Origin of the sequence: Bradyrhizobium sp. CCBAU 53340 (assembly GCF_015291645.1) — a bacterium.
Lineage (GTDB): Bacteria > Pseudomonadota > Alphaproteobacteria > Rhizobiales > Xanthobacteraceae > Bradyrhizobium.
On the sequence record NZ_CP030055.1, the window covers coordinates 116,342 to 128,280 of the forward strand.

The following is an 11,939-nucleotide window of genomic DNA, read 5'->3' on the forward strand; positions in this document are numbered from 1 at the left end:
ACAAGACCGAGCGGCAGCGCAGGTGCGCTCCCACTCCCGCTTGCGGGAGAGGGTCGGGGAGAGGGTATCTCCACGGCGGGACAATCCCCTAGAGGAGAAAGCCCTCACCCGCGCTACGCGCGACCTCTCCCGCAAGCGGGAGGGGTTTTCGAGCCCGCGGCCCCATCGTCCTGACATCACGCGATTCCGCAGTGCGGCGCGGGCACACATGTGCGCCGCGAACGAAGCAGGCCGCGCGCGCCGCCTCCGCCTATTTGATGGCTTCCCTTTTCCAGCGCTTGCCGCTTTCGTTTCGGCCGCTTACACAGTCATGTGAACGTCATATGGCGCTGCTAGCGCAAGCGCTTCTTTATTGACGGCTGAGGGAGGTTTTCTTGATGGCTCTTCGATTTCTTGGGACAGCTGCCGCTGTTGCACTCACTGTCGGCATGACGGCTTCGCCGGCACTGGCCGTGACCGAAATCCAATGGTGGCACGCGATGACGGGCCCGAACAACGATGTCGTGGTCAAGCTCGCGAACGATTTCAACGCGTCGCAGAGCGACTACAAGATCATCCCCACCTTCAAGGGCAGCTATGCCGATACGCTGAACGCGGGCATCGCGGCGTTTCGCGCCGGCAGCGCGCCGGGCATCATGCAGGTGTTCGAGGTCGGCACCGCGACCATGATGGCAGCCAAGGGCGCCATCAAGCCGGTGTCCGATCTGATGAAGGAGCAGGGCGAGAAGTTCGATCCGCAGTCCTACCTGCCCGCGATCACGGGCTATTACTCTACCGCGAAGGGCGAGATGCTCTCCTTCCCCTTCAACTCGTCGAGCATGGTGATGTGGGTCAACCTCGACGCGCTGAAGAAGGCCGGCATCGAAAACCCGCCCAAGACCTGGCCGGAAGTGTTCGAAGACGCCAAGAAGCTGCACGCGACGAGCCCGACCTGCGGCTTCTCGTCGAGCTGGGTCACTTGGGGCTTCATCGAGCAGTTCTCGGCGTGGCACAACGTCGCGATCGGCTCCAAGGCCAACGGCCTCGACGGTTTCGACACGGTGCTGGACTTCAACAACCCGCTCGAGACCAAGCTGCTCGAGAACCTCGTCGAGCTCCAGAAAGACAAGAGCTACGATTATTCGGGCCGCACCAACACCGGCGAAGGTCGCTTCACCTCCGGTGAATGCGGTCTCTATATGACGTCCTCGGCGTTCTATCCGAACGTCAAGGCCAACGCGAAGTTCAACTATACGGCGGTTGCGATGCCGTACTTCCCGGACGCCAAGGACGCGCCGCAGAACTCCATCATCGGCGGCGCTTCGCTGTGGGTGATGGGAGGCCGGTCGGCCGAGGAATATAAGGGCATCGCGAAGTTCTTCACCTTCCTCTCCGATACCGATCGTCAGGTTTATCTGCATGAAGTCTCGGGATACCTGCCGATCACCAAGGCGGCCTATGAGAAGACCAAGGCGTCGGGTTTCTATGAGAAGAATCCGATCCTCGAAGTGCCGCTGAAGGAGCTCACCAACAAGCCGCCGACCGAGAATTCGCGCGGCCTGCGCTTCGGCGGCATGGTTCAGATGCGCGACGTCTGGTCCGAGGAAATCGAAGCGGCGCTCGCCGGCAAGAAGCCGGCCAAGGCGGCGCTCGATGCCGCGGTCTCGCGCGGCAATCAGATGCTCCGTCAATTCGAGCGGACCGCGACCAAGTAAGGCCGCTTCAATCGTGGCTGCGGCCCTTCCGCAGCCACGATCTCGCACGACACGATCTCTCGAGATGAGGCGGGGGGCTTCATGGAGAACCGGGCCATCTTTTCAGGCAGGCTGCTCGCCTGCCTCCTGGTGTTTCCGCAACTTGCGATTTCGCTGATCTTCTTCTACTGGCCGGCGGCGCAGGCGCTCTGGCAATCCTTTCTGGTGCAGGATGCCTTCGGACTCTCGACCGAGTTCGTGTGGTTCGAGAACTATGTCAATCTGCTGAACACGCCCGAATATTATCAGGCGATCGGCACCACCTTCTTCTTCTCGCTGCTGGTCGTGTTCTTCTCGCTCGCCATTGGCCTTCTGCTCGCCGTGATGGCGAACCGCAACATCGCGGGCGTGCAGATCTATCGCACCTTCCTGATCATCCCCTACGCGGTCGCGCCTGCGGTCGCGAGCGTGCTCTTCATCTTCATGTTCCAGCCGGGCCTTGGCATGATCGCGCGCGCCCTGCAGCGCAACGGCGTCGACTGGAATCCCGTGCTCAACGGCAATCACGCGATGATCCTGATCGTCATCGTCGCCGTCTGGAATCAGATCAGCTACAATTTCCTGTTCTTCCTCGCAGGCCTGCAGGCGATCCCGAGGAGCGTGATCGAGGCCGCCGCGATCGACGGCGCGAGGCCGATGCGGCGGTTCTGGACCATCGTCTTCCCGCTGCTGTCGCCGACGACGTTCTTCCTGATCATCGTCAATATCACCTACGCCTTCTTCAACACGCTCGGCATCATCGACACCGCGACCGAAGGCGGCCCGAACGGCTCCACGGCAACGCTGGTCTACAAGGTGTTTCTGGACGGCAAGGCCGGCTCCGATCTCGGCGGTTCGGCGGCGCAATCGGTGATCCTGATGATCATCGTCATCGTGCTGACCGCGATCCAGTTTCGCTACGTCGAAAAGAAGGTGCACTACTAGCCATGGTCGAGCATCGGCGCTTTGGAAATCTGTTGCCGCACCTCGTGCTGATCGCCGGGGTGATCGTCGTCGCCTTCCCGGTCTATCTCGCGATCATCGCCTCCACCCACGACAATTCCGTCATCGCCAACGGACAGATGCCGCTTTATCCGGGCAGCCACGGGCTCGAGACCTACTGGAACACGATCATGTCCGGCACGGGCAAGACCACCCGTGAGCCCGTCGGCGGCATGTTGCTCTCGAGCTTCATCATGGCGGTCGGCATCGCGGTCGGAAAGATCGCGATCTCCATCATCTCGGCCTACGCCATCGTGTTCTTCAACTTCCCGTTCCGGATGGCGACGTTCTGGACCATCTTCATCACCCTGATGCTGCCGGTCGAGGTGCGCATCTTCCCGACCTACAAGATCACCTCCGACCTGCACATGCTGGATTCCTATTCCGGCCTGATCCTGCCCCTGATCGCCTCCGCAACCGCGACGCTCCTGTTCCGGCAGTTCTTCATGACCGTGCCGAAGGAGCTGGTCGAGGCCTCGAAGATGGACGGCGCCGGCCCGATCCGCTTCTTCTTCGATACGCTGTTGCCGCTCTCGGTCACCAACATCGCCGCCCTGTTCGTGATCCTCTTCATCTACGGCTGGAATCAATATCTGTGGCCGCTCCTGATCACGACGCGCGACGACATGCAGACCATCGTGATCGGCATCAAGAAGATCATCGACGTCAAGGACGCGCTCACCGAATGGTCGGTTGCGATGGCGACGGCGGTGCTCGCCATGCTGCCGCCGGTCGCGGTCGTCGTCCTGATGCAGCGCCTGTTCGTCAAGGGCCTGATCGAAACGGAGAAGTAGGCCGATGGCCAATGTAACGCTGCGCAACGTCCGCAAGGCCTATCCGAACGGTTTCGAGGCGATCAAAGGTGTCGATGTCGACGTCGCCGATGGCCAGTTCTGCGTACTGGTCGGACCAAGCGGCTGCGGCAAGTCCACGCTGCTGCGCATGGTCGCGGGACTCGAGACCATCACTTCGGGCGAGATCGACATCGGCGGACGCATCGTCAACCAGGTCGAGCCCGCCGATCGCGACATCGCGATGGTGTTCCAGAACTACGCGCTCTACCCGCATATGAGCGTCTACAACAACATGGCCTACGGCCTGCGCAATCGCGGCATGAAGGAAGACGAGATCAAGATGCGGGTCGAAGAGGCCGCGCGCGTGCTCGAGCTCGGCACGATGCTGACCCGCAAGCCCGGACAATTGTCCGGCGGCCAACGCCAGCGCGTCGCGATGGGCCGCGCCATCGTGCGCCAGCCGAAGGTCTTCCTGTTCGACGAGCCGCTCTCCAACCTCGACGCCAAGCTCCGCATCGCGATGCGCGTCGAGATCCGCAAATTGCAGCGCCGGCTCAATGTCACCTCGATCTACGTCACCCACGACCAGCTCGAGGCGATGACGCTCGCCGACGTCCTCGTCGTGATGAACGGTGGCCAGGTCGAGCAGATCGGCAATCCGCTTGATATCTACGAGAAGCCGGCGACGACCTTCGTCGCCTCCTTCATCGGTGCGCCGCCGATGAATCTGATGTCGACGCGTGCCGACGAGATCAAATCGCAGCTCGGCGGCAGCGCCGGCGGATCCGGCATCCTCGGCATCCGCCCGGAGGATTTCGTCGTCACCGACCAGACGCCGCCGGGCGGCGTTGCGCTTGGGCTTACCGTGGAAGCGATCGAGCGCGTCGGCGCGGAGACCTTCGTTTACGGCGCGCGGGCGCAGGAAGACCAGCGTGTCGCCGCCACGCCTGGCGAGCTGCCGCCGGGCGAGGTGATCGTCCGCATCCCCGGCACCGAGGCTCCCGCCATCGGCGCGAGGATTCGTGTCGCCGCAGTCCGCGCCAAGCTGCATCTGTTCAGCTCCGACGGCCGCAAGCGAATCGAGGCCTGACGGGTTCCAGCCCTATCGGCGAAAACAACCCCATGCACAGTAGGAGGGGGTCTGTTTTCATTGGGATAATCGCCCGGCAAATCCGACAGTGCCGCGCGAGGGCGGAAGCAGTGAATCCGCAGCCCTCTGCTACGTCCTTGAACCACCAAGGCGATATGCCCATATTGCTGACCAAGGGGTGCCTTGATCGGGCCCCGAAACACCAAAGTCGCTTCGAGAGGACTTTGTAAACTATGTCTCGTGTTCCCACGCTTTCCAGTCCGTTCCTTCTGGGCTTCGACGAAATCGAGCGCGTGCTCGATCGCGTCGTCAAAGGCGCCGACGGTTATCCTCCCTACAATATCGAGAGGTGCGGCCAGGCCGACGGCCAGCCCGAACGTTTGCGCATCACGCTGGCGGTCGCCGGATTCACCCGCGACCAACTCGATGTAACCATTGAGGAAAACCAGCTCGTGATCCGCGGGCGGCAGCAGGACGACAAGACCCGGCAATACATCCATCGCGGCATCGCCGCGCGCCACTTCCAGCGCACTTTCGTGCTGGCGGAGGGGATGCTGGTGCTGGGTGCGGATCTGAAGAACGGGTTGTTGTCGATCGACCTGGCCCGGCCTGAACCGGAGAGGATCGTTAAGACAATCGCTATCAATGAGCACGAATAATGGAACGAGTAGCGGACTCGACCGCTTAGTTTCTGTGAAGGAGTCGAGACCATGAGTGAAGGTCACGTTGTATTCGAACACGAAGCCAGGAACGCCTCGCCCGAGACGCTGGCGAACCTTGGCGAAGGCCACATCGCCTATGTGAAGCAGATCCGCTCCGAGGATGTGCCCGGCCTGTTCCCCGAAGCCCCGAAGATTGCGCCCGGCCTCAAGCTGTTCGCGCTCCACGCCGCCGACGGCACGCCGATCATGCTGACCGACAGCCGCGAAGCCGCGGTCGCCAACGCCTGGAGCAACGAGCTGCAAGCCGTCAGCGTGCACTGAGCGCACGTCGCACGAAGAGAGTTTCAAGCGGGCATTCCTTCAGACGAAGGCATGCCCGTTTTCATTTTGGGCAATGAAGCTTCCACGTCGTCATTGCGAGGAGCTCGCGACAAAATTGCGTAGCAATTTTGCGCTGATGCGACGAAGCAATCCAGAATCCCTCCGCAGAAAGATTCTGGATCGCTTCGCTGCGCTCGCAATGACGGTGTCGAGAGACCTGCACTGGCAATGACCGTAGACATGGTCGCAGCCATGCAACGATTTTCGCCTCACTTCAAAAACCCCAGCCCCTCGCGCGCCGTATCCACGGCCCATTTGTCGGTCGGCGGCAGTGCGAGGACGCTATTGAAATCCGCGCGTGCGCGTTTGGCGTCGGATAGTTTCATGTAGAGGATGCCGCGATTGGCCAGCGCGAGCTGGTTGCCGGGATCGAGCCGGATCGCCTCGTTGAAGTCGGCGAGCGCGCGATCGCTCTCGCCCATGTCGCGAAACACGGAGGCGCGATTGTTGTAGGCGGTCGAATTTCCCGGCTGGAGCCGGATCGCTTCGTCGTAATCGGCAATGGCGCGTTTGTCGTCGCCCTTTCTGTGCCAGGCGAGGGCGCGAGCGAGATAGGCCTTCTCGAACGACGGCATGATCCTGGCGACGTCATCGAGCTCTTGGATGGCGTTGTCGGTGTCGCCCTTTTTCAGCAGAACGACGGAGCGGCAATAGTGGCCGCCGGCACTGCCGGGCTCGAGGCGAACGGCGGTGTTGCAATCGTCGAGAGCCGCGTCGATCTCACCCTTGTCGAAATGGATGGTGCTGCGCAGCTCATAAGGCAATGCTGCGGCGGGATTGCGTTGCATCGCCTCGTTGTAATCGGCCACGGCATGATCGCTGTCGCGCTTCTCTGCGTACGCCTCGCCCCTCTTGATGAAAGCAAGATAGGCTTGCTTGGGATTGCGTTCGATCGCCTCGGTGAAGCCGGCGATGGCGAGATCGAAGTCGCCTTTGCTGTAATATTCGAGCGCGCGCGAAGTGTAGGACGGTCCGTAAGCAGGATCGAGGCGAATGGCCTCGTTGTAGTCGGCCAAGGCGTGATCGCGGTCGCCTTTGGCGGAATGGGCGCGGCCGCGGCAATGATAGGCGCGCCCGAAATTCGGATCGATCCGGATCGCGGCGCTGCAATCCTCTAAGGCGCGATTCCAATCCCGCTTGAGATAATAGGCCTCGCCGCGCTTTTCAAAGGCCGCCGCATTGCTCTGATCGGCGGCGATGATCTCGGTCATCTCCGCGATGGTGCGATCGTTCGACGCGTCGTCGGCGCGGGCCGCGGCGGTGACGGCGAGCGCGACAATGCAAATCAGGCCGAAGAAGCGCCCCGCCGAATCGCAATTCATGGCTCGATATCCCCGCATCGGCCCCGCGCCGTTTGCGGGATGCCTGATCGAGCCGGGCGAGGAGAAATCCTCGCGGATCGCATCACGGCCCGGCTGTGACATTAGTCGCAACCGGCGCAGCTAACGTTCGATCCGGAACGAGAAATCAGGCCGCAGCCGAGACCGGCTACCAGGCGTAGCGGATCGCGGCCTTGCCGGCATAGCTGCGCGTGAGATTGGAGAACTCGCCTTCGAAGCTCGCTGCCGCGGACCAGCCGCTGCTCCACTTCATTTCGGCAGAGGCCGTCGTCAGCGCTGAGTCACTTGCCTGCGCCGCGCCGCCAACAACGAAGCTCGCGGCCGGCAGCGACTGGAAGGTCGCCCCGATGGAGCGGTCCGAATTGAAATCATGGGCCCAGGCGAGACGCCCGCGCAGCGTGAGAATGCCGTCCGTCATCGCGAAAGACTTGTCGGTGCGCAGACCAAGCTCGCTGCGCGGATCGGTGACGCTTTTTGCCCCGTAGGCGAGCGCGAAGTTCGGCGTGCCCGTCACCGCGCTTTCGGCATAGGCCGGCAGATCGAACGTCGTGAACTGTCCCGCGACATAGGGCGTGATTCCGACGCCGCCGATCCAGGGCGCAACAAAACGATAGCCGCTTTCGAGCCGGCCGGAGAAGGCATTCGCCTTGAACTCGGCGCGGAGCTGATCGAGTCCAGCGATAGTTACCGTGCGGTTGGTGGTGATGTCCTGCCAGCCGTAGGCGAGGGCGCCAGTGACATAGGCGGCCTCATTGGTGTGGCGCATGTAGGCGCCGGCCTGGAACAGATCGGAGCGTCCGCCACCGAGATTGTTGACGCTGAAATTGGTGCCGCCGCCGGCAAGCGCAAAGCCCGCGAGCGTATTCGGCGAGATCTGATAATTGGCGCCGACGGCGGTTCCGAAAATGCTGCTGCGCGTGTCGTTCGATCCCGTCAGCGCATTGCCATCGGCGGTCTGCGAGCCGCCGTAGCCCGCCGCCCACACGCTCCAGCGCGGCGCGAAGGGGATCGGCCGCGCCTTGGTGAACATCGCAAACGCATCCTTCGGCGTCCGGCTCGCCGCATAGGCGCTGCTCTCCTCCACATATCCGGGCGTAGAGGTCGCGCCATTGATGGCGTTGCCGCGCCCCGCGTGGGGATCGGTCAGGAAGCCCATGAACTGGGTCATGGCGTTGAACGTGGTCTGCTGCGAGCCGGTCGCACTCTCGCCGGAGGCTTGCGACAGCGCATTGAGCAGAGGATTGCCCGACAGGGCGAAGAGCGCATTGAACGCGGCCGGCAAGGACGCGCCACCGACGAGCGCGTTGTCGATGGCTGTCGCGATTCTCATCTGATTGAGGTTGGCATTGCCAGGCAGAGAGGGCGACAGCAGGCTGGGGTCGAGCATCAGCAGCACGTCATTGCCGACATAGCTCAGCCGCGCGTTACGGGCAAAGTTGTTCGCAATTTCCACACCGGAGTAGGTGCCGCTGACGGTGCCGGCCGTCATGATCGTGTAGCTCGTCGTCGTCGTAACCCATGCCAACGGATCGACGACCACCTTCCCGCCGAGAGTCGCAAGGCCTGTGACGATGGTCTTGTCGGCGCTGCCGCCAGACACCTGCACCAGGTAAGCCGATGCGGCGGTCATTGTCAGGTTGCCGATCGTCAGCGTGCCGATCGAATGACCCGGCGCCAGTGTACCGCCGTTGACGAGGACGGTGCCGAGGATGCCGTTGCCTCCGAGGGTCGCGCCGGCATTGACCGTCAGCAGGGTGGACGTTGCGATCGAGCCGTCCACCGTCAGCGTGCCCGCATCGACCGTGGTCGTGCCGGTATAGGCGCTGACGCCGGACAGGGTCAGAGCACCGGCACCAGTCTTGGTGAGGGAGCCGCCGGTGCCGCCGCCATCACCGCCATCCTGGATGACACCGGAAAACGTGGTGGAGAGATTGTTGCTGCCGACCACGAATTTTTTCGAGCCCAGAAAGACGCTGCCAGTGCCCTCGATCGAGCCGGCCGTGGTGCCGCCGGTCGTGAGATATGAAAGGTCGAGAAAACCAATGCTGGTCAGGATAAACCGTGCAGCTCCTCCGCTGGCGCCGTCCCTTATCCAACTGTAGCCAGTGTTGATGATGGTGGCACTACCGGCCGTGCTTGAGTTCTTGAAAGTTATTCCGCTGAGGATGGTGGCGCTGCCGGCCGTGCTGGTGTCGGAGAAGGTGAAAAGGCCGCTGCTGGTGATGTTGGCGTTGCCGGCCGTGCTGCTGTTGGTAAAATTCAGAATACCGGCGTTGGTGATGCTGGCGTTGCCGGCCGTGCTGCTATCGGCGAAATTCACAGCACCGGGCCAGGTGTTGGTGATGCGGGCGTTGCCAGCCGTACTGCTATTGGTGAAGTTTACAGTGCCGGTGTCGGTGTTGGTGATGCTGGCGTTGCCGGCCGTGCTGCTATTGGTGAAGTTCACAGTACGCGTGTTGATGATGTTGGCACCGCCGGCCGTACTGTTATTGGCGAAGTTCACAGTCCCGCTGTTGGTAATGCTGGCATTGCCGGCTGTGCTGCTGTCGGCGAAGGACACATAGCCGCTGTTGTCAAAGTTGGCGTTGCCGGCCGTGCTGGTGTCCCGGAAATGCACACCCAATCCGTGGGCGGCGGCAGTGTTGATGAAGCTGGCGCTGCCTGCTGTGCTGGAGTTGTCGAACTCAATGTAATAGTCGTTAGTGAAGGTCGCGCTACCACCATTGATGATGATGCCGGCGCCGGTGAAGATCACGCTGGCGCCCGTGATCCACGGGAGGTCGAACGTGTAATTCGACGCTCCAGCATTGAACGTCCAGCCATCGACGAAGTTTGCGCTGAGCAAGCCGAACTGCAGCGTGGTTACCTTGGCCGAGCCGAAGAAGGCGGTGTCGCCATAGCCTGGCGCGCGGTTAGTCCAGTTTGCATCGACAGGATAAAAGTTGTTCCCGAGGCTGGCGAGGCCAGTCCAGGTCGTATCGTCCGCCCTCGCCGCGGTGGCGCCAAGCCATACCCCGGAGAGCAGCGCCGCAGCGGCGCTCGTGCGCGCGAGCGCGGTGCTCGACAGCAAGCTGCGGATTCTCGCGCCTAAGGCAGGCATCAACGAGGGGAGAAAGAGCGGAGCGCGACTCGTCGCCCGAGATCTACCAAGAGTTGCGATCCGGCGCTGCAACTGGACTGAACGAACGACCATACCCGCCCCTTGCGCGTTGACCGGCAAGGTTCCCGCCGGTCAGCCGTCGCTAGCAGGCAATTGTTTGGACAATATTTGAGAGGTTCGAGAGGTGCCCTGTTCGGGCTGCTTGTAGACAAGATCAGCGCGCCGATGCGGCGCGCGTGCAACAGCTCAGGCTGCGACGATTGAACCGATGCTCCTGAGAACAAACGCGGGAATTGCCTGCTCTCCGTGCAGCCTTCTCGCATGCGTGATCAGACCGCGCATGACATTGGCCCGCGCCTGCTCCGAGACGAGGTGACGCGCCGAGGTGAAGTAGAGATATTCGATCGCATTGCTGGCACCGGCCGAGCTGATCGCGGCCAGCGCATCCGCCGATGCCGCCGGCAGTGCCTGGACCGGCGAGGCGACCATCCAGCCGATGGTCAAGCCGATGTCGCGCGGGCAATGCGGACTCTCCCTGGCCGCATCGGCAACGGCGGTGTCCAGCGACGCGCGGTCACCGGATGCCAGCACGGCAATGGACTTCAGGACGCGCATATGCAGATGCAGGTTGGAATCCGGTGTGGCGATCGCGATGCCGCGGTCAAAAAATCCGACAGCTTCGTCGAACCGGCCGCGCGCATAGCGCAATTGCCCCAGGATCGGCAAAGCCGCGGCAAAGTCCGCAGTCCGGGCAAACGCGCGCTCGGCAATGTCCTCCGAAAGATCGAGATGACCCCGATCGATGAAGTAGAGCAGCTTGGCGGCCGTCAACATCAGCAGCGGGTTCGCCTCGATGGCGGGCAGGCACTCCAGGACCGTCGCGTCGATCTCGCTTTCAATGCGGTAGCGCTCTTCCAGGCTGATCACACCGAACGGGCTGGTATGCACAAGGCGCGCGAACAGATGCAGGCACCATTGCAGGGCGATGTCCGCATTGAGCGGATCCTCCTCGCGCGCCCTTTCCAGCCGTTCGCCGCTTGCCAGCCATCCTCGATTTGATGCCGACAGCAGGCTCGACGCCTTGTGAAGGCGCGTCTCGAGCGGCTCGTCCTCGGGGATGCCAAGACCGGTGGACGCGTCGATGAGCCCTTGCGACAGGATCCCGACGATACCATTGGCGACCCTGCCCAATTCGGCCGTGGATGATGCGGCGTCCGTCATGTCGAGCCGGAGCCGGAACGCCTTGGCGATCCGCTTCGACGGCATCTCTCGCAAAGTGGCAGCACAATCCAGATGGTCGTTGCCGGCGAGAAAGCTCATCTGGAGGAGATAGCGCAGCTTGTCGGTGGCGCCGGCGGACCAGTTCTCGGCAACCACCACCTTGCGACCGCCGCCGACGCCAACGGAGATCATGTCACCAAGCTGAGCGAGCAGCGATGAGGTTTGCTGGCTGAAGGGATGTGCCTGCTGTGCGAGGCTCGCCCCGATCACCAGGAACGCATCGATTGGCGCCGCTGGAGATGGCGCGGCGATCCAGACATAGCCCTCGCCATATTGCGTGGCGATGTACCTTGGCGATTTGGCGCTGTCGCCGAGCTTGGTGCGCAACCTGTTCACCAGAAAGTCGATGTTGCGATCGGATATGTCGGACTCGGAGGCGATCTCGTCGAGCAGACGGGCGCGGCGCATGAGGCGATGCGGATTGCGCGTCAGGGCCAGCAGCAGCGCGCGCTCGTTTCTGGTGAACTTGATCGTCTGGCCGTTGCGGCGCGCGAACAGGCACGTCTCGTCGAGGATCAGATCTCCAAAGCGGAGATCCGGCACTTTGCTCACTGCTACCCCCATCAGGCAATCGGTC

General features: G+C 62.4%; 9 protein-coding genes. 6 read left to right on the forward strand and 3 right to left on the reverse strand.

The genetic code is table 11. The annotated features are described in order from the left end of the window. The first annotated feature begins 377 nt into the window (after positions 1–377). From ugpB to XH89_RS00545, 6 genes are all read left to right on the forward strand, one after another. Positions 378–1,694, forward strand: a complete 1,317-nt coding sequence (gene ugpB, locus XH89_RS00520) for a sn-glycerol-3-phosphate ABC transporter substrate-binding protein UgpB (protein WP_194465214.1) — start codon at positions 378–380, stop codon at positions 1,692–1,694. 81 nt (positions 1,695–1,775) lie between these two features. Next, positions 1,776–2,657, forward strand: coding sequence for a sn-glycerol-3-phosphate ABC transporter permease UgpA (gene ugpA, locus XH89_RS00525; RefSeq protein ID WP_194465215.1), 882 nt, complete (start codon positions 1,776–1,778; stop codon positions 2,655–2,657). 2 nt (positions 2,658–2,659) lie between these two features. Then, on the forward strand, positions 2,660–3,508 hold the full coding sequence (gene ugpE / locus XH89_RS00530) for a sn-glycerol-3-phosphate ABC transporter permease UgpE (RefSeq protein ID WP_194465216.1): 849 nt from the start codon (positions 2,660–2,662) through the stop codon (positions 3,506–3,508). A gap of 4 nt (positions 3,509–3,512) precedes the next feature. Beyond that, a complete protein-coding gene (locus tag XH89_RS00535; protein ID WP_194465217.1) occupies positions 3,513–4,598 on the forward strand; it encodes a sn-glycerol-3-phosphate import ATP-binding protein UgpC in 1,086 nt (361 codons plus the stop codon). A gap of 233 nt (positions 4,599–4,831) precedes the next feature. After that, positions 4,832–5,257 carry an Hsp20 family protein gene (locus XH89_RS00540; protein ID WP_008141238.1) on the forward strand — a complete coding sequence of 142 codons (426 nt, stop codon included), beginning with the start codon at positions 4,832–4,834 and terminating at the stop codon, positions 5,255–5,257. 51 nt (positions 5,258–5,308) lie between these two features. Next, positions 5,309–5,581 carry a DUF1150 domain-containing protein gene (locus XH89_RS00545; RefSeq protein ID WP_194465218.1) on the forward strand — a complete coding sequence of 91 codons (273 nt, stop codon included), beginning with the start codon at positions 5,309–5,311 and terminating at the stop codon, positions 5,579–5,581. A gap of 269 nt (positions 5,582–5,850) precedes the next feature. On the opposite strand, the gene XH89_RS00550 is transcribed toward XH89_RS00545, so the two are convergent. The 3 genes from XH89_RS00550 to XH89_RS00560 form a co-directional block, all read right to left on the reverse strand. After that, entirely contained in the window at positions 5,851–6,963 is a 1,113-nt protein-coding gene (locus XH89_RS00550; protein ID WP_194465219.1) for a tetratricopeptide repeat protein, read from the reverse strand. A gap of 166 nt (positions 6,964–7,129) precedes the next feature. Continuing rightward, positions 7,130–10,201: an autotransporter domain-containing protein gene (locus XH89_RS00555; RefSeq protein WP_194465220.1), complete on the reverse strand. Its 3,072-nt coding sequence runs from the start codon at positions 10,199–10,201 to the stop codon at positions 7,130–7,132. Positions 10,202–10,327: 126 nt separating this feature from the next. Beyond that, positions 10,328–11,914 (reverse strand): helix-turn-helix domain-containing protein, encoded by a 1,587-nt coding sequence (locus tag XH89_RS00560; protein WP_194465221.1) that lies wholly within the window; start codon positions 11,912–11,914, stop codon positions 10,328–10,330. Positions 11,915–11,939: the final 25 nt, after the last annotated feature.

Coding starts and splice junctions, on each gene's coding strand:
- ugpB (WP_194465214.1), top strand. CDS start 378: ATGGCTCTTCGATTTCTTGGGACAGCTGCCGCTGTTGCACTCACTGTC.
- ugpA (WP_194465215.1), top strand. CDS start 1,776: ATGGAGAACCGGGCCATCTTTTCAGGCAGGCTGCTCGCCTGCCTCCTG.
- ugpE (WP_194465216.1), top strand. CDS start 2,660: ATGGTCGAGCATCGGCGCTTTGGAAATCTGTTGCCGCACCTCGTGCTG.
- XH89_RS00535 (WP_194465217.1), top strand. CDS start 3,513: ATGGCCAATGTAACGCTGCGCAACGTCCGCAAGGCCTATCCGAACGGT.
- XH89_RS00540 (WP_008141238.1), top strand. CDS start 4,832: ATGTCTCGTGTTCCCACGCTTTCCAGTCCGTTCCTTCTGGGCTTCGAC.
- XH89_RS00545 (WP_194465218.1), top strand. CDS start 5,309: ATGAGTGAAGGTCACGTTGTATTCGAACACGAAGCCAGGAACGCCTCG.
- XH89_RS00550 (WP_194465219.1), bottom strand. CDS start 6,963: ATGAATTGCGATTCGGCGGGGCGCTTCTTCGGCCTGATTTGCATTGTC.